The sequence below is a fragment of the Paenibacillus sp. J31R109 genome, from assembly GCF_059692055.1.
In genome coordinates this window covers 530,354-554,282 of the sequence record NZ_JCAUAR010000003.1, presented here as the reverse complement: position 1 = coordinate 554,282, position 23,929 = coordinate 530,354, and the positions used below count along the sequence as shown (strand labels likewise).

Here is a 23,929-nt window from a genome sequence, read left to right as displayed (position 1 = left end):
TTGAACATTCATGAAAGTCAATCAAGCTGAGTTTATCATCAGTGCGGTTGGACCTAGCCAATATCCAGAGGATGCCTTGCCAGAGATAGCGCTGGCAGGGCGTTCTAATGTCGGGAAATCATCTCTCATTAACTGTTTGATTTCTCGTAAAAACTTAGCTAGAACCAGTTCTCAACCGGGCAAAACGCAAACCCTTAACTATTATAAAGTGAATCAGGACTTATATTTCGTTGATCTTCCAGGCTACGGCTACGCAAAGGTATCCAAAACTAAGCGTGAGCAGTGGGGCAAATTCATTGAAAGCTATTTATTGAATCGTGAGCCTTTACGCCTTGTGATGCAGTTAGTCGATCTGAGACATCCGCCATCCAAAGATGATCAAGCGATGTACGAGTGGCTCCGCCACATGGATGTACCTGTGCTTGTCGTTGCGACCAAAGCGGACAAGATTCCTAAGAGCAAATGGCCGAAACATTTGAAAATTGTACGTGAAACATTAGGGATGGATAAAGGAGTTCAGCCACTCATGTTCTCTTCCGAGCTAGGGCTTGGCAAAGATGAGCTGTGGGGAATTCTAGAGCAAGCGATTGCTTACGGCGAGCCGGAGCCACAAACCGAAGAAGTGCTTACCGCTGTAACTAATCCTGAGTCGTCCTAATCATAGGGCGGCTTTTTGCGTATTTTTGAGGGGAACGTTCAAAGACAGAGGAAATCAAAAAGAAGTATACGGGAAAGCGAGGTAATCTGGGGGAAATTTAATGGCATTCCAGTTTATCAAGCTTTTTTCAGAATATTTGGCTGATTATCATGAATTGCTGGCAGGAATAATCGCGACTCTTGTAGTATAATAATAAACAAGGTAATAGTTAATGGCTTGAAAACAAAGAATCGAGGGATTTTTATGGCACAAAGGTTAGCGACTGAATATGTCAAAACCTGCCTCCAGTTAACAGAAGCCGATATGTTGAAGTTTTTTCAAATGTTTGTAGACCATGGAGTGACACTGCAAGTCAAAGTTTTGGAAAACGGAAATCAAGAAGTTGTTTTTCAAGATGGCGCAGGTCAAGAAATTGTCCTTTCATTTGAAAAGAAATCGGGCCTATATGAATGCACAGGATCCTGCAGATTAAGTAATACCTTACTAGCTAATTTAATGCGTAAAGCAGTATCGGAATTCAAAGGCAGCGCTAAAGTCAACCGAATTTATCCTAGTTACACAATGGTTTATTATTATGAACGCGGAACCGTTGTGAAGATCGAAGAAATCAAAGGTCAACTCTTAACGATTGTTTATGAGCACAAAGATACGATTGGTCTTATGCAGATGATGTTCCAAAAGAAAGAAGTTGAGCAAGAAATTGAAATGATCTACGATCAAATCAATCATCTTCTTGATATGCGTAACATGCTGCAGGCAAGGGATGAACACCAACAGATCGACATTCGCCTCAATGAGCTGACACATCGTTTGTTCGTTTTGGAGGCATAATTACTCATACATGACATATTTGTGGGGACCCATTTTTGGGTCTCTTTTTGTTTTGAAGCACACGCGATGGCTTTGCGACATATTTTAGATATGGCGTCGATGTGACAGTTAGTGTTTAACAAAAAAAACTATTGCATTTCTCGTCGATAGATGTTATTTTTATTCTCGTTGAAACAATATAGGAACCAGGATTCACTCAGGACATTGAATGTTGCGAGAGATTATACCCTCGGGAAGTGAATGACGTAGGTCCTAGCGGATGAAATTTTTTAACACATTTTATTCCTAGGAAGGGGGAACCGAAAGATGGAAACAGAATACTCAACTTTCGGAAGACACGTTGCTGTTGATACTTGGGGGGTAGATTTTGAACTTCTGAACAATGCAGAATGGCTGCAAGCTCAGATGGTTGAAGCTGCCGAGGTATGTGGAGCGACTGTTTTATCTGTACAATCGAAGCAATTTGAACCACAAGGTGCAACAGTGCTTGTTATGTTGTCCGAGAGTCATCTCTCCATTCATACTTATCCTGAGAGAGGTTTTGCCGCGCTTGATTGTTATACTTGCGGTGAGACAGTCGACCCTCAATTAGCAATCGACTTTATGGTGTCCGTACTAAAACCAGAAACGTTCTATGCGAAGAAGCTTGTTCGCGGAATGGGTGAATTACAAGTAGAAACTCCTGAAATAAAGCAAGCAGAGCTTGTTAAATAAAATTCTGCATTTTTCATAACGATAACCACGGAGAAATCCGTGGTTATTTGTTTGTTCAGAAACCCATACAATGATATTGGAGAGACATGTCCAGTTCATGGGGAGTGGGGGATGAGGTTTGAAACAGAAAGTAATCAGGAAAACAGTGCTCTATGTTTTTGTTCTCTTTCTGATCATTTGGCCTATCTATCAGCTTAGCCAAATGTTAGGTCAACATAAGGATAAAGAAGATCATGATGCAACGCATTTACTTTTTCAGGTATCATTATTTCAAATAGAAATCGTGAAGAGCTCCTTGGAAGAAGCCTCATTAAGCAAGAGCACGAAAGAGTTGGATCCAGTGAAACAAGCGTTGTATTCAGCCGAGTACACGCATGAGCGACTTATTTTAGCTGCAGGTGGAAGTGAGGAGCTGAGCTCGCTCAACGTCATGACCCAATTAAGCCAATACATACAAAGGTTACAGCTAGGTGGCGTTAGAGCCTTAAAGCCGGACGAAACGTTAACATTGAAAGAAATCCATAAACAGTTCAGTGACCTGTATGAGATTTATGAGAAAATGATGGCAGGGAGCGGTGATATTATCTCATCACAGAATGAAGAGTTAACCAAACTCGACCGGGAAATGACTACCTTTTTAAGGAAAAAAGGGCTGCAATAGGGGATTCTGCCTGGATTCTCTCTGGATGAGGTATAGAGGAGCAAAGAGCTGTTAAAACTAACGAACAGACCCAAAGCATTCATAATTTATTCAAATATTTTGTCGGAATGTCGGTATTGCTGTGCTATAATGATTCTAAATAAAACGAAAGGCAGGTGGTAACGTTGCATATTATCGCAGTTGGTTTGAACTATCGGACAGCCCCGGTAGAAATTCGTGAAAAGTTTGCGTTCTCAGATCAAGATTTACCCAGGGCAATCGCTGAATTGAAAGAGACGAAAAGTATTCTAGAATGTGTTATTGTTGCCACCTGCAATCGCACCGAAATTTATGCTGTTGTGGATCGACCTCAATTGTGCAGTCATTACTTGACGCATTTCCTTGAGCGTTGGTTTCATGTGAAGAAGGATGAATTCCAGAAGCATTTATATACGTATGAGAATGACAAAGCAAATGAGCATTTGTTCCGTGTAACAACGGGGCTTGATTCGATGGTCATTGGGGAAACTCAGATTCTCGGTCAAGTGAGGGATGCTTTTTTAGCATCTCAACAATTGAAAGCAACAGGCTCTTATTTCAACACGCTGTTTAAACAAGCAATCACACTTGCTAAGAAAGCACATTCAGAAACGGGGATCAGTAATAACCCGGTCTCGATCAGTTATGCAGCCGTAGAACTCGGTAAACGGATTTTCGGAAGCTATGTGAACAAGACGATAATGATCATTGGTGCAGGTAAGATGAGTGAGTTGACCGTTAAGCATCTCTATGCAAATGGGGCTAACAAGGTTATCGTTGTGAATCGTACGTTGGAGAGAGCCATGGAGCTAGCAGGCAAATTCAATGGTGTGGCCAGCACACTAGAGGAAATGCCCAAATACTTACCCGAAGTGGATATTATTATTAGTTCAACGGGTGCGCCAGGGTATGTGTTGACGAAGAAAGATATTCAGACCTATGTTCAAAAAAGAAAATCACGGCCACTCTTTATGATGGATATCGCAGTTCCGCGGGATCTAGATCCGGAGATTAGCGGATTGCCAAACGTATTCCTGTATGATATTGATGATCTGGAACATATTGTGGATAAACATTTGCAGGAGCGTAAGAAAGAAGCTGCTAAAATCGAGGTTATGATCAATTCAGAAATTAATGCCTTTGACCAATGGACGAAAACACTTGGCGTAAGCCCATTGATTAGTGCGCTACAAACGAAAGCGAACCAAATTCACGAAGAAACCATGGAGAACATGCTGAACAAGCTGACAGATCTGGATGAACGTGAGATAAAGGTGATTCGCAAATTAACCAAAAGTATTGTGAATCAAGTATTGCGCGATCCGATTCTGCGGATCAAAGAAATGGCTGGCGAGCGTCATGGCGATGATGCCCTCGAAATTTTCACCAAGCTTTTTGCATTAGAAGATACGCTCCAACAACAAGAACAGGCAGATCAAATAGCACAAGAGCTAGAGTCCGGATTTAACAAAGTGGAAACTAAACAAACAATGGACGAGAAACTGTCTGTTCGTGGTTTACAGAATGCGGATGTTCTAGCCCCATCTTGATATATAAGATCGTAAACGAACTTGCCCTAAGGGGCGAATCAGAAGTCGTTTATCTCAATTAAAAGGCGCTAACCGCCTAGGAGAGGTGCCATGGTTACAAGCAGCTGGTTGTTTGATGCGATGATTTATATGTATGCCCTGAGCCTACTGTTTTACTTTTCGGATTTCGCGAATGCGAGCCGGAGCGCGAAACGGATGGGGACGGGGCTGCTTTTGTTTGTATGGGTTTTGCAAACCGCTTACTTTGCGATTAGTTTATATGGTCACTTAACGGAGTGGGCTTTCGTTCGATCAGATGTGCTGTTCATGTTTTCATGGCTGTTAGTCACGATATCACTTATCATTAACCGTTTTTTCCGCATTGAATTGTTTGTGTTCTTTGTGAATGTGCTTGGTTTTGCGATTCTGGCACTGAATATTTTTGGAAATCCGAATGTTATGCCGATTAAATCCAATTGGGACATCAATGATGAGCTATTATTCATTCATATTTCGTTAGCTATTGGCAGTTATGCCGCATTTTCGATTGCCGCTATTTTTTCAGGGATGTACATATTCTTACATGCAAGGTTAAAGAGCAAAAATTTTTCTCAGGCTGTCATGAGGCTGCCGTCACTGGAGAAAATTGAGCATTACACGTATTTGTCAGTCATTATTGGAGGGCCGCTGCTTCTGATGGCTTTGAGTCTTGGCGTGGTGTGGGTCGTGCTCGAAGGTAATCAAAATCTTCTCTATGATCCTAAAGTAATCAATTCCTTCTTCGTATTGGCCGCCTATGCCTTTTACTTATTTCAACATAAATCCATGCGGATTTCGGGTAACAAGCTCGCTGTATGGAATTTGGCCGCTTTCTGTATCGTCGTGTTGAACTTCGTTGTATCGAATCTCGTTTCTGATTTTCACGGGTGGATATGGAGCTAACGAATTGGCAGTATCCCTATCCCATCATGATGAATTTAGCGGGAAGTAAGTGTCTGATTATCGGAGGTGGTCCTATTGCGGAACGGAAGCTGCGCTCGTTGCTGCAGGCTGGAGCAGAAGTAACCATAGTCAGTCCAGCGTTCACGACGGGTATTCTGGCGATGGAGCTTCAACCGAATGTGATTGTAAAGCAGCAAACTTATGATTCATCAATATGGGCAGCGCATGGTGAGGCACGCTTTGTCTTGGTCATCGCGGCAACGAATGATGCGCAAGTGAATAGGCAGATCGCACTAGATGCGAATGGATCTGGGAGCCTAGTCAATATTGTGGATCAACCAGAGCTTAGTTCCTTTATTTTACCCTCCGTTGTTCGTCGAGGTAAGTTGGTCATTACGGTGTCTACAGGAGGAGCAAGTCCTTCAGCAGCTCGTAAAATTGCCAAAGAACTCGACAATGCCTATGGGGATGAGTATGAAATTTATTTGGAGTTTCTCACCGATACGCGCCTGTTGATTCAGAAGCACGTGAAAGATAAAGAAGCAAGACAACGATTATTTAAAGAAATGCTGGCTTGGGATCTCATGCGTTATATCCGTGAAGGGACGTTTGAAGCCTGGAATCAGCAGTTTACACTAGCATTACATCATACCGTTTGGATGCAACCGCAAGTGCAGGGAGAGAGTGAACTGCCTTCTTGGTCTTTCATCAATGAGATTGGGCAGCAACGTATAGGAGGCGGAGACGAATGAAAACGATTATTGTAGGAACAAGACAGAGTGCCTTGGCACTGACTCAAACAGGACAAGCCGTGGAACTTTTGAAACAACTCGCGAAAGAGCATGGCATCGAATGTCAATTTGAAATTAAGAAAATTGTAACGAAAGGCGATCGTATTCTGGATGTCACGTTATCCAAAGTCGGAGGCAAAGGTCTGTTCGTGAAGGAAATTGAACAGGCGTTGACAGACGGCGAGATCGATATCGCCGTTCACAGCATGAAGGACATGCCCTTCGAGTTGCCGGAAGGCCTTATTGTAGGCGCGATTCCCAAGCGTGAAGATCCGCGCGATGCGCTGATCACGCGTGGAGCTGCATCGCTGGACGAGCTGCCGCAAGGCGCGCTCGTCGGCACAAGCTCGCTGCGCCGTGCGAGCCAGCTGCAGCACTACCGCCCCGACCTCCGGATCGAGTCGATCCGGGGCAACATTGATTCGAGGCTGCGCAAGCTCGAAGAAGAGAACTTCGATGCGATTATGCTTGCCGCCGCCGGTCTTCACCGGATCGGCTGGCAAGATCGCATCTCCAGCTACTTGCCGCCTGAGGTATGCCTCCCTGCCGTAGGGCAGGGAGCGCTGTGCATCGAGTGCCGCGGCAACGACGCTTTCGTGCTGGACTTGCTCGGCAAGTTCCAGCATGAGCCAACGGCGCTCGCGGTGCGAGCGGAGCGGGCTTTCCTCGGCAGACTCAACGGAGGCTGCCAGGTGCCGCTCGGCGCTTACGCGAGCGTCGAGAATGGCAGCGGGGATGGCGCCCCGCTGTTGACCCTGACAGGCATGGTCGGAACGCCGGATGGCGTGACCATGCTGAAGGAAACGGCTTCCGGGAACGATCCGGAAGCACTGGGTTCACTCGTTGCGGATAGGCTCATCGCACAAGGAGCTGAAAAGATTCTAGCTGAGGTGAGGGAGTGATTGCTATGAACAAAGGAAGAGTTTTTCTTGTTGGAGCGGGTCCTGGTGACCCTAAGCTCATCTCGGTACGCGGGATGGAAGCGATCCAAAGAGCTGATGTCATCGTATATGACCGACTGGCCAATCCACGCTTATTGAAGCATCGTAGACCGGAAGCAGAACTCATCTTTGTTGGCAAGCTGCCAGATAAACATATATTAAAGCAAGAAGAAATCAATCAGTTGCTTGTAGATCTAGCCTTACAAGGGAAAATAGTTACACGCCTTAAGGGTGGAGATCCAAGTGTATTTGGGCGCGTGGGGGAAGAAGCGGAGCTGCTGGTTGATAATGGGATTACCTATGATATTATTCCAGGCATCACATCCTCTATTGCCGTTCCAGCTTATGCAGGTATTCCTGTTACTCATCGCGATTTCACTTCGTCTGTTGCGATTGTAACCGGCCATGAGTATCCGAACAAAACTTACTCCAGCTTGAATTGGGAGCATCTCGCCAAAGCGATTGGTACGATGGTGTTCCTGATGGGTGTTGCCAATCTGGAGCAAATATGCCGCGAATTGATTCGTTGTGGCAAACCGCCTGAAATGCCAGTTGCGCTTGTTCGTTGGGGCACGTGGGCGGATCAAGCGACAATTACAGGTACACTTGCAGATATCACAGAAAAAGTGAGAGAAGCCAACTTCAAATCCCCAGCCGTCATCATAGTAGGTGAAGTCGTAAAGCTTCGTGAGAAGCTGGCTTGGATGGAGAAGAAGCCGCTGTTTGGTAAACGAGTGCTCGTTACAAGAGCGCGCAGCCAAGCAAGTGAGCTCGTAGATCTCATCGATGATTTGGGTGGAGAGCCTGTCGAGTTCCCTGTGATCCGATTACAGCCGCCAAGTCGTCCAGAAGCACAGCAAGCACTGGATCAAGCCTTAGCGAGACTGTCTGAATTTGATTGGATTGTATTAACAAGCGTGAATGGCGTTGAATTCTTCTTCCGCAGAATGCGAGAACTGCGCATTGACGTTCGTAGAATGGGGAATGCCCGTATTGCAGCTGTGGGTCCTAAGACCGCTGAAGCGCTCGCAGAGCGTGGTATCATGGCAGACGTCTTACCCTCTAAGTTTCAAGGGGAAGGGATCTTAGATGCCATTGAGGGGGATTTGAACGCTGGTCAGAAGGTATTGCTGCCAACTGCCGACCTTGCACGTGATTACTTGCCTTCCAAACTAACAGCGCTTGGGCTTGAAGTCACAGAAGTGGATGTGTACGAGAACGTACTGACCACCGATGATGGCGAAGAGATGATTCATTTGTTGCAAAATCAAAGCATTCATATCATAACTTTTACAAGTTCATCTACGGTTACAAATTTATTTGAAGCGTTGAAGCAACTCGGAATAGAAGATCCGTTATCGCTCTTGCAAGGCGTGGAGATTGCAGTTATTGGTCCCAAAACGGCAGAAACTGTTTTACAAGCAGGTCTGTCTATCACATATACGGCTGAAGAAGCGACCGTCGCTTCTTTGGTACAAAGCATGATTCAAGGAGGCGGAAACCCATCATGAGTTTTCCAATCGTTCGTAACCGCCGCTTACGCGGAAATGCAGCTATTCGTAATCTAGTTCGTGAGAATCAGGTAACAGTCCATGATGTAGTTCAACCGATATTTGTTACGCATGGTACGAATGTCAAATCAGAGATTGCCTCGATGCCTGGGGTGTATCATTTCTCACTAGATCGCGTGAAGGAAGAAATTGATGAAATCACGCAATTGGGCATTCAAGCTATTCTTCTATTCGGCGTACCTGATTATAAAGATGCGACGGGCACATCCGCATTTATGGATGATGGAATCGTGCAGCAAGCGACCCGTTATATCAAAGAGCTTAACCCTAATTTGTTGATTATCGCTGATACGTGCTTGTGCCAATTCACGGATACCGGTCATTGCGGTGTTATTCATCATCACCCGATTACAGGACAAGCGGATGTAGCGAACGATCCATCACTGGAGCTGCTCGTCCGTACAGCCGTGTCGCAAGCAAAAGCTGGCGCTGATATTATCGCTCCTTCCAATATGATGGATGGTTATGTGCAAGCTATTCGAACTGGACTCGATGAAGCTGGTTATGAGAACACGCCGATTATGGCCTATTCCGTTAAGTATGCATCAGCTTACTATGGTCCTTTTCGTGATGCTGCGCATTCCACGCCGCAATTCGGTGATCGGAAAACGTATCAGATGGATCCGGCTAACGGCCGTGAAGCGATGCGTGAAGCGGCAAGCGATGTGACAGAAGGCGCTGATTTCCTTATGGTAAAGCCGGCACTCGCTTACATGGATATTATCCGCATGCTGAAAGATAACTTCGACCTGCCCGTTGTCGCTTACAATGTGAGTGCGGAGTACGCAATGGTCAAAGCTGCAGCTCAGCAAGGCTGGGTGAATGAAGAAGCGATTGTCATGGAAACGATGACAAGCTTCAAACGTGCGGGAGCCGATATTATCTTGACATACTTCGCCAAAGATATCGCTCGCTACTTGCAAAAGTAAGGCGTATATGAACCATTTGTCTCTGTGAATGATCACAGAGTTCGGGTGGTTCTTTTGTCATACTTTTGTCGCAATAGGTAAGCTTACCTTGGTTGTGAGAGGGGTATAATTAGGGCATAATGGATGAGAATAGATGGAAACAAGAGGAAGGTGCCTCATGAGTTATAACGATAATTTTATTAAAGCATGCCGGAAAGAACAGGTTGATACGCTGCCCGTCTGGTATATGCGTCAAGCAGGTCGCTACGATCCTGACTACCGTAAAATCAAGGAAAAGTACTCTTTGCTCGAAATTTGTCAACAACCCGAACTAGCTGCTGAAGTGACGATGATGCCGATCAAAAAGCTTGGCGTTGATGCCGCTATTTTGTACTCGGATATTATGAATCCCGTAGCTTCGCTTGGTGTTGATTTTGATATTGTCAAAGATATCGGTCCCGTGATTCATACACCGGTTCGTACCGCACAAGACGTTGAACGACTTCGTCCGATTGATGTGGAGAAGGACTTGTCCCATATCCTTCAAACGATTCGTATTCTAGATAAAGAATTAGAAGTTCCGTTGATTTCCTTTGCAGGAGCTCCGTTTACGATTGCTAGCTATTTGATCGAAGGCAGACCTTCTAAGAGCTACATCCGCACGAAGCAAATGATGTATTCCGAACCAACAGTTTGGTTTGCGTTAATGGATAAGCTTGGTGATATGGTTATCACGTATCTGCGTGCACATATCGCCAATGGGGCCAAGGCAGTTCAAGTATTCGACAGCTGGGTGGGTGCATTGTCTCCAGCCGATTTCGACGTCTATGTACGGCCTACAATGATGCGCATCTTCAAAGAGTTGTCCGATTTGAAAGAGCCGAAAATTTATTTCCCAGGTGTAAGCTCGGGTGAATTGCTTCCTTATCTGACGACGATTCAAGCTGATGTGATTGGTCTGGATTGGCGGGTGCCGATTTCGGTGGGGCGCGAACGACTTCAGAACCGATATGCCGTGCAAGGCAATCTAGATCCTTATATTCTAACAGCGCCGATGTCTGTGATCGAGAAGCAAGCGAAAGCGATTATGGATGATGGTATGAAGCAGCCAGGATTTATTTTTAACCTGGGACACGGTTTATTCCCTGAAGCATCGCTCGAGAAATTGAAGGAATTAACGACGTTTATTCATACCTATTCTCATTCCGTTTTAACACAGCAAGCAGGAAAGAGTGGTGTGTAACATGAGCAAAACGCGTATTGGTGTATTAGTCATGTCGTATGGTACGCCCGAAAGCTTAGATCAAGTAGAAGCGTATTATACACATATTAGACGTGGTCATCCGCCGACTCCTGAGCAATTACATGAATTAACAGCGCGCTATGAGGCCATTGTGGGTGGCTTCTTCCCGCTGCGTGAAAATACGAATAAACAAGTAAAAGGACTTGAAGCTACGCTGCGTCAAGAGCATCCTGAGCTTGAATTCGTCTGCTACCAAGGCCTTAAGCATGCTCAGCCTTACGTAGAAGACGGCGTCGAACAAATGGTGAAAGACGGCATCACAGAGGCTGTAGGGATCGTACTAGCGCCTCACTATTCGACGATGAGTGTCGGTGGCTATGTGAAGCGTGCGAAGGATAAAGCGGAAGCGTTAGGTCTTCAGATGACCTTCGTTCTGGACTATCACCTCCATGGGAAACTACTGGATGCTTTACAGACACGGGTAGAAGATGCTTTGGGGAAATTCGCTGAAGCTGAACGCAATCAAGTGCGGGTTATCTTTACAGCTCACAGCTTGCCTGAGAAAATTTTGGAGATGAAGGATCCTTATCCCGATCAATTGCTAGCTACCTCCAAGGCCTTAGCGGAGCGTGTGGGGCTTACGAACTGGCAGTTCGGATGGCAAAGTGCAGGTCAAACAGCGATGCCTTGGTTAGGTCCGGACATTCTGGACGTTATGCGCACGATTAAGCAAGAAGAAGGCGTGGACAAGATTTTACTTTGTCCTATTGGCTTTGTTTCCGACCATTTAGAGGTATTGTACGATATTGATATTGAAGCACAAGCTCTCGCGAAAGAGCTGGGTGTACACTTGGAACGGACAGCATCGCTTAATACCGATCCTCTGTATATGGAAACCTTAAGTGATGTTGTGTACAAGAAATGGCAAGAGGCAGTGAGTTCGAAATGAGCAACCAAGTGCCTCATTATATGATTATAGGCGGGGGGATTACGGGGCTGAGTGCGGCTTTTTATTTGAAAAAGCGGCTGGAAGCTGATGGCGGAGGTGCCCCTTTTCGTATATCTGTCGTTGAGAAATCACCGTCATTTGGCGGGAAGATTCATACCGTTGTGCGTGATGGTTTCGTGATTGAAAAGGGACCGGATTCCTTCCTTTCACGTAAACGTCCCATCATTGATTTGGCCTACGATCTTGGCCTAGAGCATGAATTGACAGGTACGAATCCGAAAGCCAAGAAAACCTATATTGTTCGTGGGAGAAAGCTGCATCGCATGCCCCCAGGCTTAGTTCTAGGGATTCCGACGCAAATGACACCTTTTATGAAGACGGGTCTAATTTCACCGCTAGGCAAGCTTCGCGCGGCAATGGACTTGATCTTGCCGAAACGCGATGGCACAGGGGATGAATCGCTTGGGCATTTTCTTGAGCGCCGACTAGGCAAGGAAGTGCTAGAGCGCATTGTGGAGCCGCTGCTTGCAGGGATTTATGCGGGGGATACGTACAAGCTGAGCTTGAAGTCTACGTTCCCGCAGTTCAGGGCGATGGAGCTGAAAAACCGCAGCTTGATTCTGGGCATGATGGCGAGTCGCAAAAATGTGACCGAAGAAAGCGCGCATTTGCCTGCGGCTGTTCGGAATTCGGTCTTTGTAACGTTTAAGCGAGGGCTGCAATCGCTAGTGAATGCTTTAATAGACGCGTTACGTACAGTGGATTTACGTGCGGGTGTTGGTGTTGTGTCCGTGCGTCGTATAGAGGATGGACAAACGGAGGTTGTCTTTGAGGACGGTCAGCGTGAAGTCGTTCACGGGGTCATTGTAACGACGCCAACGTATCAGGCGGCGAAGCTGCTCTCGGAGCTCCCGACTGCGAGCAAGCTAGCTAAGATTGATTATATCTCGGTAGCCAATGTGATTATGTCGTTTGATCGGAAAGATATTCCCTTTGAGCTGGATGCCTCCGGTTTCCTAGTTCCTAAGCATGAGGGCTATACGATTACAGCTTGTACCTTAACTTCAGCGAAGTGGCTGCATGCTGCCCCTGAAGGCAAGGTGCTGCTGCGTTGTTACATCGGTCGTTCCGGTGAACAAGAATGGCCGGCATGGTCCGATGAGCAATTAATTAGCAAAGCGCGGCGAGACATTAAAGATCTCCTTGGAATCACGGCCGAACCGGGATTCGCAGAAGTGACCAGGTTGATGCATTCCATGCCGCAATACCCTGTTAACCATTTGGAGGAGATTGCGGAGTTCCGGAAAGCACTTTTGACAGCTATGCCGCGCGTGTTGGTGACGGGGGCAGGCTTTCATGGTGTCGGTCTGCCCGATTGCATACGCCAAGGCAAAGAGGTGGCCAATCAGCTTGCCGAGATGGTTCTAGCCGCAGATAGCCATGCTGTTTCAACTACTACTGCTACAGTAAAGGCACTTTAGCACAATTAACGAAGCTTGGATAACTCTAAGGTGAAGTCAGAAGCAGAGATGGTCAGGATTTGCTTTTCCTCGAGATCGCGAATGACTTGCAGGAGGGTTGATTTCTGAACACCGGCTAACTGAGAGATTTCATCATAGTTCAGGACAAGTTTAATCACGACCGTGGTACCTTTACGTAAGCCGTGTGAATTGGCCATTTTGATTAAGGTTTTGATCACGCGTGTTCTTGCATCCAGGAAGGTCAGATCAAAGACTTGTTGATTCGTATCGCGCAGACGGCTGCTGAGCTCTTGCATGATACCTAGGCTAATGTCAAAATGATTACGAAGCAATTCTAGAAAGCTTTGGCCAGTTATCGTAAGCAGTATGCATTCTTCTAAAGTTTGAGCAGAGGCAGACCGTGGTTTGCCATCAATGAGGGACAACTCGCCGAAGCTTTCGCCGGATTTGCAAATCGACAATATTTTCTCTTCGCCTGCTTGGCTAGTTGTGTAGATTTTAACAGAACCACTAAGCACCATATAGAAAACAGAGCCGATTTCTTTTTCTTGAAATAGTATTGTACCTGTTTTATAAGTACGTCTCGTACATATTTCGGCAAGGGTTTTCAATTGATGTTCGTTTAGCTGGGTAAATAAAGGGACTTTCTTGATAAGCTCTAGCATAAGTGGTACCGCCTTTGTAGGTAGTTATTGGTAGGTTATGACCTCATTTTATCACAAGATTATGTTATAGGGGGCTAAATAATGGGAAATTCGAGCAGAATCGACAACCGATCAGCAGCCGCATTCCAAGAATCTAGAAAGCTAATTCCTGGAGGTGTGAATAGTCCAGTTCGTGCTTTTAAATCGGTTGGCTTAACACCTTTATTCATGGAGAGCGGATCTGGCTCACGAGTAACGGATATTGATGGGAATACATTTATTGACTATGTAGGTTCATGGGGACCTCTCATTGTTGGGCATGCGCATCCGAAGGTTTTGGAGGCCATTCAGGCTACAGCCATGAAAGGGACAAGCTTTGGTGCACCAACGTTGCTTGAAACCGAGATGGCCAAGCTTGTAATTGAACGTGTACCTTCGATCGATATGGTTCGCATGGTTAATTCGGGGACTGAAGCGACCATGAGTGCGTTGCGACTAGCACGTGGATTCACGAAGCGCGATAAAATCGTGAAATTCGAAGGCAGCTATCACGGGCATGCAGATGCTTTGTTGATTAAGGCTGGATCTGGCGTTGCTACGCTAGGATTACCGGACAGTCCTGGTGTACCGAGCAGCGTGGCTTCTAACACGATCACTGTTCCTTACAATGATTTGGATTCTGTGAAGCTTGTTTTTGAAAAGTTTGGTGAAGAAATCGCTGCGCTAATCGTTGAGCCGATTGCCGGCAATATGGGAGTTGTACCTCCCGCGGCGGGCTTCTTACAAGGTCTTCGCGACATTACGAAGCAATATGGCTCATTACTGATTTTCGATGAAGTGATGACCGGATTCCGTGTGCATAAGAACTGTGCGCAGGGGCTATATGGCGTAACACCGGATTTAACTTGTTTGGGTAAAGTAATCGGCGGTGGGCTTCCTGTAGGTGCCTACGGCGGTCGTTTAGACATCATGGAACAGATGGCGCCTGCGGGTCCGATTTACCAAGCCGGAACGCTATCAGGTAATCCGTTGGCTATGGCGGCAGGTTATGCAACGCTATCCTTACTAGGCGAGCCGAATGTGTATGAGGAGCTTGAGCGCAAGTCTGCGAGACTTGAAGCAGGCTTTACTGCGAATGCGGCTGAGTTCGGTATAGCTAGCACAATTAATCGCGTTGGTTCGATGGTTTGTCCGTTCTTTACAGAAACGTCAGTGACGAATTATGATTCCGCTAAAACGTCAGATCTTGGCCGTTTCAATGCGTACTTCGGTCACCTCTTGGATCTAGGTGTATCCGTTGCACCTTCGCAATTTGAAGGGATGTTTGTATCAACTGCGCACTCGGATGCGGATATTGAAGCGACGATCGTGGCTCATCGCGCAGCACTGAAACGCTTATAAAAGTAAGAAGAGGCAGCCGTCCGTAGCGTGTTCTACGTGAGGGCTGCCTCTTTGTTTTACCTACATATTTTACTCGCGGCAAAGGGAAGCACGTGTAAAAAAAGCAGCCAGCCTCCGCGTGATGATCGGATGCTAACTGCTTTTAATACCATTAATTCGGCTTAACTGTTGGTGAAGTTGTTGTTGATTGAGAATTAGGTGCAGTTGGTGCCCCGTTACCCGTTCCAGTTAGTGTCCCAGCGCCTGTTGGATTAGTGGACGGCTTAGGTGTCGCACTTGGTGTTGGCGATGGTGTTGCTGAATTAGTCGGCTTAGGGCTGCCCGTATTTGTATTCCCGTTGCCAGGAGTTGGTGTAGGTGTAGGTGTTACAGTAGTATTAGGGTTTGGTGATGGTGTCGGTGAACCAGTTGATGGTTTATCTGTCCCACTCGGTTTTGGCGATTCTGTATGCGTTGGTGAAGTAGATCCGCCGACTTTACCAGGTTCCGTTGAGTTTTCTGGTTTTGGTGTCGGTGTTGCTTTAGGTGTTGGTGTAGGTAATTTACCTTGCGCCTTCAGTTCTGCTTGTTCTTTCAAGAATTCAGGGTGAGTGGATGCACCGCCTGCATCAATCGACGTCAATCCAGCCCAGATGTTCTTCACTTCTACTTTTTCCGGATGATCGAATACTAAGAAAGCTGAAGGTAAGCGACGCTCACCATAACGGCTAGATGGTTTTGTGATAAGTGCATTATTATAAACCATTTCAGAAGATGCTCCGCCATCCAAGAATCCAGCGTTGATAACATCGTCTTCTAAGAAAAGATCCTGAACTTCTTTCAGTGTCGCTCCAACACTTGACGTTTGACGACCATCAATAACGATAAAGATAACTGTACCGTCTGCTTTTTGGCCGACAGCTGTCCGCGGTGCACGTCCCCATCCACCATCACCGCTTGTGATGAGTGGTTTACCGTTCGCGATAACACGCGGATAGAAGGAAACAGCTTCCGTGACACCTAGTTCTAATAAGGCGTTGATCGTATATTTACCAATAATTAGCGTACCTTCTTTGGTAAAACCAACAATTTGTTGCGGGTTGCTTCCCTCTTGGTCGGTATAAAGGATTTCACCACCGGACATAATAGCTCCGATTGGGGCAAATCCGTTTCCAAGGCCGTCAGGATCATTAAAGCCACCACCGTTGACTCCGGCAACAGCGCCTGTACGTTGTACCATGGCTGTAATTCGTTCACCTTCACCTACTTTGGAAGGAACGACAACACGGATAGAACGTGGATCATATACATACATTCGCTTACCCTTCCACAGGGTACCTGAAATATCTTCCACTTTGACGAGACTCTCAATTGGGCGATTCGTATTAAATTGGACAGCTTCAATATCTTGTTTCTCAATGGAGTTAACTTCGGTTAAATTTTGCATCTCAAGCACCATCTGGTCCCTACGTTGCGCGCCAACAAAGATCCAAGCCCAGTCACGATGCTGGGTTGTAATCACGGTTTTGGCCAAATACTCACGAATGAAAGTCCCTGGCGGGGTCAAAAATAAAAAGGTCGAAGTCAAAAATGTACATGCTGCTAGAACAAGTAAAGTCCGCTTCAGCCAACTATAATTTCGAAAATGATTTGCAATTGAACTACCCAAGGTAAACCTCTCCTGCTCTATTAATAAATTGATAGAAAATGTCGAAAAAAAACAATACAAGATTAATAATATCATATTTTTGCATGCAAATGGTATTGGTAATTGTTAAAATAAAGTGTACATAATCCCTCTTTCTTAAGGAGCTCGTTCTAATTATGAAGCGTTATTACTTTTTTGATTTTCCGATCGACCTTATGGCGATAGTCTTTGTGTTTCTACTGATCCTGCTAGCAATCTTTCTATCATTTCGCAAGGGCACACGTTCATGATCGATTGGTCGCGTGATGGAGAATGGTTGCTGCTCCCACTTCCCAATGCAGAGTGGAAACCACTTAAACCGGGTGCTGTTGAAGAATTAGCGGATTATCTGCCGGTGCCTCGTAAATACTTTTTGCGCTTAGCCTCCCAGGGGCTTATTCGCATAGAAAATAATAAGATTCGGCTGAAGGTATTTCCTCAGGAAAAAGCAGTGTTTAAACCTGAGTCTTATGCATTAGACGTTTTATTTGAGGATGAGTTCACTTTAGTCGTTAATAAGCCAGCAGGGATGTCCGTTCATCCGGCGGAAGTTGGTCAAAGTGGAACGTTGGCTTCGGCCGTAGCTTATTATTATGAAGCGACTGGACAAGCGTGCAGTATTCGTCATATACACCGTCTAGATCAAGATACGACGGGCGTCATACTTTATGCCAAAAATGAGTGGGCGCATGTCCTATTGGATGAAGCTATGCGGGAGAAGCAGATAGATAGGCGCTATGCTGCACTAGCTCAAGGGATTTTCAAAGAGAAGGAAGGATGGATTGATGAACCGATCGGCAAGGATCGTCATCAGCCAGGGAAACGTAGAGTCACTCCCAATGGCGATCAGGCTCTGACCCATTATCGTGTCCTTCAACAAATGAAAGCGGGAGCACTCGTTGAAGTGGAGTTGGAAACGGGCAGAACGCATCAAATTCGAGTTCATCTCAGCCATTTAGGACACCCACTAGTAGGTGACACGCTATATGGAGGTTCTTCACGTTTATTTCAGCGACAAGCACTTCATGGAGAAAGACTTCTATTTAAGCATCCGATTACACAAAAAGAGATTGTATGTCACGCACCGTATCCACTAGATTTCAAGTCATTATTGGAACAGATGTCCGTGAATTGAAAAATGTAGTCATGCCTGGCCTCCTTGACCCATATACTTTTAGAGACAATCAAGTATATCACCCAACAATTCGGAGCTGATTCATGTTTCGAGTTAACGGAAGGGAGGATTCATTCGGTGTCTGAACAACAACCTGGATTACGATTTGATATTTATGAACGTGTGCATTTGCAGGAGAATTTGGCGGCCATACAAGAATTGAATGAAGTAGAATTACTTCCGCATATTCAAGTATTAACGCTGGATGATCAAGCGATTTTAAAGGGGAATCTACTACTTACAGGTAACTACTTTAGTGAAGAAGGCGGGAGCCCTCGCACACTTGAGCATTTGATTCCTGTCGAAATTACGCTGCCTTTGAATCGCATTCATCGTGTTGAGGATATTCAGGTAGAGATCGAGAATTTTGATATCGACCTATTATCGGCACGCAGCTTGAATGTAACAGGCGTTCTGTCCTTGCAGGGAGTAGAAATGGTCTCTGTGCCACAGGAAAGCTGGCGCGAGGAAGAAGAGGTTACTTTTGTTCATCAAATTGAGTATCCACGCTCCGAGCCCGTTACGCCGTATGCACCGATGCCCATAGCTGAACCTGTACCGGTTGCACAAGAACCGCAGATTCAACAAGTGATTCAACCACCGCCTGCACCAGTCCTTCCTACACCATTACCGACGCCAGCGCCAACGTTGATCGCAGCTGCACCTGAACCAGCTGTCATTTCATCACAGCCAACCTCTCATGGCGATGATTCGTTTGGTGTAGATGTGGAACAAATCGAGCTGAAAGTAACTCCGCATGCCGATAGTACCGTTGTAACGGAGGAGAAAAAGGAGCTTAAAGTTGCCTTTGGCAAGAAGGCAGCGGACGCTGTGGAGGTTAGTCCTTATGGCATCAAATCGCTATTATCTAAGGCAGGCTCGTATCTTTCCGACAAGCGGATTGCGGAAGCAGAGGCGCAAGCGGCTCTTGAGGCGGAATCGCGGATAGATCCGGTAGAATGGAGACGTTTATTTCTGCAGAGCCGATCGGAATCGCAAGAGTTCCGCAAGCTCAAACTCTGTATTGTTCAGAAAGAGGATACGTTAGAATCCATTGCGAAGCGTTATCAACTGACAACGCGTGAGCTTCAATTGATGAATCGACTTGGTGATCAGGATATTGTCGTGGGTCAAGTTATTTATTTGCCCAAATAAATACCTATACATAGGCAAGAGCCTCTGGCTGCTGACAGCAGCTGGGGGCTCTTTATGTTTGTTACGACGTATAGAGAACCTAATTTTAACCAATACTAAAAAATAAACGTTTATACCGGTTCGAAAATATTGACTGTTTAGCAAATATTCGTTATCATATAGTGTAAATCATTTTCAAACCAACATATGGAATTGCAAAGATAGGGAGTAGTAGTCGGAACGCCCTTCAGAGAGTGGAACTGCAGCGCTGAGAGGTTCCTCAGGATACATCCGATCGAAGTCGCCCTGGAGCAGTAAATGTGAGTGCAATCGCCGAGTAATCGTTTCTCGCCTGCATTAGCATTTTCCGGTCGCAGCCGTTATCTGTTTTAAGTGTCATGTTATTTGCCAATGGGGCAAGTATCATGAAATGAAGGTGGTACCACGGAAGCTATACCTTTCGTCCTTTTTGGGGCGAAAGGTTTTTTTGTGTTTATAACAACTAGCCAGATATGGAGGTACTCTTATGACCGAAACGAAATTACAAACAGAAATGCCTACCACGTATGACCCGAAAGAAGCGGAACGTAAATGGTACGACTACTGGATCAAGAATGAATTTTTCAAAGCAGGCAACCGTCCTGATGCGGAAACGTACACGATTGTAATACCGCCTCCGAACGTAACCGGTATGCTGCACATAGGGCATGCACTAGATTTCACGCTGCAAGATATTCTCATCCGCACGAAGCGTATGCAGGGCTTTGACACGCTGTGGCTTCCGGGTTCTGACCATGCAGGTATTGCGACGCAAACCCGCGTAGAACAGAAGCTTCGCGAACAAGGGCAAACGCGCTATGATCTTGGGCGTGAAAAGTTCTTGGAGAAGGTCTGGGAATGGAAAGAATTATATGCCGATACGATTCGTGAACAATGGGCCAAAATGGGCTTTTCACTTGATTATTCGCGGGAACGCTTCACACTGGATGAAGGGCTTTCGCAAGCAGTTCGTGAAGTTTTCGTGAGTTTGTTTGAAAAAGGTTTGATTTATCGCGGTAACTATATTATTAACTGGGATCCGGCAGCACGTACGGCTCTTTCGGATATTGAAGTGGAGTACAAAGAAGTTCAAGGTGCACTCTACCATTTGAAATATGAAACAACAGACGGTTCTGGCTCCATTGTTGTTGCTACAACACGCCCTGAGACGATGTTGGGTGATACGGCCGTTGCTGTTCATCCGAAGGATGAGCGTTACAAGCATTTGATTGGCAAGTCATTGCTGCTTCCAATTGTGAATCGTGAGATTCCGATTATTGCAGACGACTATGTTGAGAAAGAGTTCGGCAGCGGGGCGGTCAAAATTACACCTGCGCATGATCCGAACGATTTCGAAGTAGGTAAGCGTCACAACCTGCCACAAATTCTCGTTATGGATGAATCCGGAACGATGAACGCTAATGCAGGCCCTTACCAAGGCCAAGACCGTTTCGAGTGCCGTAAAAACATCGTCGCAGATTTGAAAGAACAAGGTGTTCTGATCAAAATTGAAGAACATGTTCACCAAGTTGGACACAGCGAGCGTAGTGGTGCAGTTATCGAGCCGTACCTATCGACACAATGGTTCGTCAAAATGCAGCCGCTTGCTGATCAAGCGATTGAAGCGCAAAAATCAGGCAAGGGTGTTAATTTTGTACCAGATCGCTTCGAGAAAACATACCTGAACTGGATTGAAAATGTTCGCGATTGGTGTATTTCCCGTCAGCTCTGGTGGGGACACCGAATTCCTGCTTGGCACTGCGCGGATTGCGGTCAAGTTACGGTAACTCGCGAAGATGCGACAGCGTGCTCCCATTGTCAAAGCGCGAATCTTAACCAAGATAACGATGTTCTGGACACATGGTTCAGCTCAGCTCTATGGCCTTTCTCCACATTAGGCTGGCCGAATGATTCCGAAGATATGAAGCGTTTCTACCCGACGAGTGTACTCGTTACGGGGTACGATATCATTTACTTCTGGGTAGCTCGTATGATTTTCCAAGGACTTGAATTTACGGGTCAAATTCCGTTCAAAGATGTGCTGATGCATGGTCTTGTTCGTGATTCCGAAGGCCGCAAAATGTCCAAATCCCTTGGCAACGGTGTTGATCCGCTTGAAGTGATCGAGAAATACGGCGCAGATGCCATGCGTTATATGATTTCTACGAGCTCCACGCCAGGTCAAGATTTGCGCTTCCGCTGGGAGCGGGTAGAGCAAGCTCGTAATTTTGCTAATAAAATATGGAACGCATCCCGATTCGCCCTGATGAATTTGGAAGGCGTAACTGCAGCAGATATTGATTTAACAGGAAAATTAGGTACCGCAGATCGTTGGATTTTGCATCGTTTGAATGAGACGGTTCGTGATGTTACTCGTTTGATCGACAGCTACGAATTCGGTGAAACGGGACGTCTACTTTATAACTTCATCTGGGATGATCTCTGTGACTGGTATATTGAGTTCAGCAAACTGAGCTTATATGGGACGGATGCAGCAGCCAAGAAACAAACACAATCCGTACTTGCTTACGTACTAGATCAAACGCAACGTTTGATTCATCCGTTCATGCCTTTCATCTCGGAAGAGATCTGGCAGCATCTGCCGCATGTTGGCGATACCATTACACTGGCGGCTTGGCCGACAGAGAACGCAGCCTTCGAAGCGTGGGATGCGATTCGTGAGATGGAACTTTTGATGGAAGCGATTCGTTCCGTACGTAATATCCGTGCAGAAGTGAATGTGCCGATGAGTAAGAAAGTAGAGCTTCTCATTAAGCCAGCTAGTGCAGAGACGCAGGACATTCTTAGCAAAAATGAGGAATACCTGAAGCGCTTCTGTAACACATCACTACTTGAAATTGATCTGACTATGGCAGCGCCAGACAAAGCAATGACAGCCATTATTACAGGTGCCGAATTGTATCTGCCTTTAGCAGGTTTGATCGATATCACACAAGAGCTTGCTCGTTTGGATAAAGAACTGCAATCCCTACACGGTGAGGTTGAGCGTATTGAGAAAAAGCTGGGCAATGAAGGCTTTGTAGCTAAGGCACCAGCGAAGGTTATCGAAGAAGAGAAAGCCAAGCTTGCTGATTATGCCGATAAACGTGATAAAGTTATCGCTCGATTAGCGGAGTTAAAGTCATAAAGAACGAAAATTATACGAATGCCTATGTTCGTCTACAAGGTGATTCATATAGTAAAAGAGGATGAGAACAATGGATGTAAGCAAGAACTCGGCGGGTGAATTCCAAACCGCACAAGAAGCCATTGATTGGATCGTTGGACGCATGGAGAAGCTCGGCATGAAACCGGGCCTCCAGCGTATGCATCTGCTCATGGAGAAGCTGGGTAACCCAGAACGCAGGCTAAAGTTCATTCATGTGGCCGGTACGAATGGAAAGGGCTCAACATGTGCTTACTTAGCTTCCGTACTTCAAGCATGCGGTTATGATGTAGGTACGTTTACGTCGCCGTATTTGGTGCGGTATACCAACCGCATTCAAGTCAATGGCGCAGACATTGAAGATGAGGTTCTACTACGATTAGTGAATGACATGAAGCCAATTGTCGATGAGATTGCCGCAACAGAAGTTGGTGCTCCAACGATGTTCGAAATCTCGACTGCGCTAGCTATCCTTTACTTTGGAAAAGTGGCGTATCCTGATTATGTAGTATGGGAAACCGGACTCGGGGGAAGGCTGGATAGCACGAATATCGTGAATCCAATCGTTACCGTGATTACGAATGTGGGTCACGATCACATGGATATCCTAGGCGATACACTTGAGCTTGTAGCAGCTGAAAAAGCAGGGATCATCAAAGCTGGAGTGCCTGTCATTACAGCAGTTGAACCTGAGGCGATCTGGAGCGTTATTGAACAAACAGCGAAGGCCAAGAAAGCTACGCTTTATACCCTTGGTGATCAATTTCATTTGACCGATGTGACAAGTGAGCTGGATCGTCAAAGTTTTCAGTTTAACGGTCCTTTTAGGCCGATCCCAGAGCTGGCTATCACCCTGAATGGTGAACATCAGTTGAAGAACGCGGCTGTAGCGGTTATGACGCTAGAAGTGCTTCGTCAATATTACGCGACCATCGTGGACGACGTTGATTTGCAAAAGGGTCTTTCGGGTACGAAGTGGCCTGGCAGACTGGAAATGGTTTCGACGGAGCCGCGCATCCTGATCGATGGTGCTCACAACCCTGAGGGGGCAGCAACATTGGCTGCAGCACTTCAGAATGTGTATACGTATAAGAAGCTTCATATGATGATCGGAATGCTAGCCACGAAGAATCATACAGGCTACTTAAGGCATATACTACCATTGGTGGATACGCTCATTATTACAGAAGCCAATTTTCATAAAAAAGGGGATGCGTACCTTCTCGCTGAAATTGCAAATGGTCTGCTTCGAGAGATGAATCTTGAGGTAGATGTTGCCGTAGAGCGCGATTGGAAGCAAGCTCTAACCTTATTAACAAATAGAACTGAGCAGGATGATCTGGCGGTCGTATCCGGCACGCTGTATTTAATCTCTGATGTTCGTTCTTGGATAACCTATCAAACCGATTCTGAAAAAGGATGGTGAGAACGGCGTGAGTCAAGCAGAACACGTACATTTTATAGGAAT

Annotated in this window: 20 protein-coding genes and 1 other annotated feature; of the genes, 18 read left to right on the top strand and 2 right to left on the bottom strand. The window is 45.9% G+C overall.

Annotated features, from left to right (window positions below; translation table 11 throughout):
* Positions 1-10 precede the first annotated feature (10 nt).
* The 13 genes from yihA to hemG all read left to right on the top strand — a co-directional run bounded on the left by yihA (position 11) and on the right by hemG (position 13,237).
* Positions 11-658, top strand: a complete 648-nt coding sequence (yihA, locus tag AC58QT_RS12325) for a ribosome biogenesis GTP-binding protein YihA/YsxC (protein WP_310501462.1) — start codon at positions 11-13, stop codon at positions 656-658.
* Between the two features lie 243 nt (positions 659-901).
* Positions 902-1,489, top strand: a complete 588-nt coding sequence (locus tag AC58QT_RS12320) for a non-ribosomal peptide synthetase module (protein WP_310501463.1) — start codon at positions 902-904, stop codon at positions 1,487-1,489.
* Between the two features lie 306 nt (positions 1,490-1,795).
* The gene (gene speD / locus AC58QT_RS12315; RefSeq protein ID WP_056610310.1) at positions 1,796-2,203 is read left to right on the top strand and encodes an adenosylmethionine decarboxylase; all 408 of its coding nucleotides are present in this window, start codon (positions 1,796-1,798) and stop codon (positions 2,201-2,203) included.
* Positions 2,204-2,321: 118 nt separating this feature from the next.
* A complete protein-coding gene (locus AC58QT_RS12310; protein WP_497409221.1) occupies positions 2,322-2,864 on the top strand; it encodes a hypothetical protein in 543 nt (180 codons plus the stop codon).
* 164 nt (positions 2,865-3,028) lie between these two features.
* Positions 3,029-4,432 (top strand): glutamyl-tRNA reductase, encoded by a 1,404-nt coding sequence (gene hemA, locus AC58QT_RS12305; protein ID WP_497409220.1) that lies wholly within the window; start codon positions 3,029-3,031, stop codon positions 4,430-4,432.
* Positions 4,433-4,522: 90 nt separating this feature from the next.
* Entirely contained in the window at positions 4,523-5,353 is an 831-nt protein-coding gene (locus AC58QT_RS12300; RefSeq protein WP_497409219.1) for a cytochrome C assembly family protein, read from the top strand.
* Positions 5,344-6,105: a precorrin-2 dehydrogenase/sirohydrochlorin ferrochelatase family protein gene (locus tag AC58QT_RS12295; RefSeq protein WP_497409218.1), complete on the top strand. Its 762-nt coding sequence runs from the start codon at positions 5,344-5,346 to the stop codon at positions 6,103-6,105. Before AC58QT_RS12300 ends, AC58QT_RS12295 begins: the two co-directional genes overlap by 10 nt.
* Positions 6,102-7,046 carry a hydroxymethylbilane synthase gene (hemC, locus tag AC58QT_RS12290; RefSeq protein WP_497409217.1) on the top strand — a complete coding sequence of 315 codons (945 nt, stop codon included), beginning with the start codon at positions 6,102-6,104 and terminating at the stop codon, positions 7,044-7,046. Before AC58QT_RS12295 ends, hemC begins: the two co-directional genes overlap by 4 nt.
* Positions 7,047-7,051: 5 nt before the next feature.
* On the top strand, positions 7,052-8,596 hold the full coding sequence (gene cobA, locus AC58QT_RS12285; RefSeq protein WP_497409216.1) for a uroporphyrinogen-III C-methyltransferase: 1,545 nt from the start codon (positions 7,052-7,054) through the stop codon (positions 8,594-8,596).
* Positions 8,593-9,585 (top strand): porphobilinogen synthase, encoded by a 993-nt coding sequence (gene hemB, locus AC58QT_RS12280; protein WP_497409215.1) that lies wholly within the window; start codon positions 8,593-8,595, stop codon positions 9,583-9,585. Before cobA ends, hemB begins: the two co-directional genes overlap by 4 nt.
* Positions 9,586-9,742: 157 nt before the next feature.
* On the top strand, positions 9,743-10,807 hold the full coding sequence (gene hemE / locus AC58QT_RS12275) for a uroporphyrinogen decarboxylase (protein WP_497409214.1): 1,065 nt from the start codon (positions 9,743-9,745) through the stop codon (positions 10,805-10,807).
* Between the two features lies 1 nt (position 10,808).
* A complete protein-coding gene (gene hemH, locus AC58QT_RS12270; RefSeq protein WP_497285527.1) occupies positions 10,809-11,756 on the top strand; it encodes a ferrochelatase in 948 nt (315 codons plus the stop codon).
* The gene (gene hemG / locus AC58QT_RS12265) at positions 11,753-13,237 is read left to right on the top strand and encodes a protoporphyrinogen oxidase (protein ID WP_497409213.1); all 1,485 of its coding nucleotides are present in this window, start codon (positions 11,753-11,755) and stop codon (positions 13,235-13,237) included. Before hemH ends, hemG begins: the two co-directional genes overlap by 4 nt.
* A 5-nt stretch (positions 13,238-13,242) precedes the next feature.
* Here the strand turns inward: hemG and AC58QT_RS12260 are convergent, their stop codons facing one another.
* Entirely contained in the window at positions 13,243-13,902 is a 660-nt protein-coding gene (locus tag AC58QT_RS12260) for a Crp/Fnr family transcriptional regulator (RefSeq protein ID WP_497409212.1), read from the bottom strand.
* Between the two features lie 81 nt (positions 13,903-13,983).
* Here AC58QT_RS12260 and hemL point away from each other — a divergent pair, with 81 nt between their 5' ends.
* A complete protein-coding gene (gene hemL, locus AC58QT_RS12255; RefSeq protein ID WP_497409211.1) occupies positions 13,984-15,282 on the top strand; it encodes a glutamate-1-semialdehyde 2,1-aminomutase in 1,299 nt (432 codons plus the stop codon).
* 151 nt (positions 15,283-15,433) lie between these two features.
* Here hemL and AC58QT_RS12250 read toward each other — a convergent pair whose 3' ends face one another.
* Entirely contained in the window at positions 15,434-16,930 is a 1,497-nt protein-coding gene (locus tag AC58QT_RS12250) for a phosphodiester glycosidase family protein (protein ID WP_497409210.1), read from the bottom strand.
* A 265-nt stretch (positions 16,931-17,195) separates the two neighbouring features.
* On the opposite strand from AC58QT_RS12250, the gene AC58QT_RS12245 reads away from it, so the two are divergent.
* From AC58QT_RS12245 to AC58QT_RS12230, 4 genes are all read left to right on the top strand, one after another.
* A complete protein-coding gene (locus tag AC58QT_RS12245; protein WP_497409209.1) occupies positions 17,196-18,083 on the top strand; it encodes an RluA family pseudouridine synthase in 888 nt (295 codons plus the stop codon).
* 117 nt (positions 18,084-18,200) lie between these two features.
* Positions 18,201-19,277, top strand: a complete 1,077-nt coding sequence (locus AC58QT_RS12240) for a LysM peptidoglycan-binding domain-containing protein (protein WP_497409208.1) — start codon at positions 18,201-18,203, stop codon at positions 19,275-19,277.
* Positions 19,278-19,465: 188 nt separating this feature from the next.
* Positions 19,466-19,727, top strand: a binding site (T-box leader).
* A 55-nt stretch (positions 19,728-19,782) separates the two neighbouring features.
* Positions 19,783-22,443, top strand: a complete 2,661-nt coding sequence (locus AC58QT_RS12235; RefSeq protein WP_497409207.1) for a valine--tRNA ligase — start codon at positions 19,783-19,785, stop codon at positions 22,441-22,443.
* 70 nt (positions 22,444-22,513) lie between these two features.
* Positions 22,514-23,887: a bifunctional folylpolyglutamate synthase/dihydrofolate synthase gene (locus tag AC58QT_RS12230; RefSeq protein ID WP_497409206.1), complete on the top strand. Its 1,374-nt coding sequence runs from the start codon at positions 22,514-22,516 to the stop codon at positions 23,885-23,887.
* Positions 23,888-23,929: the final 42 nt, after the last annotated feature.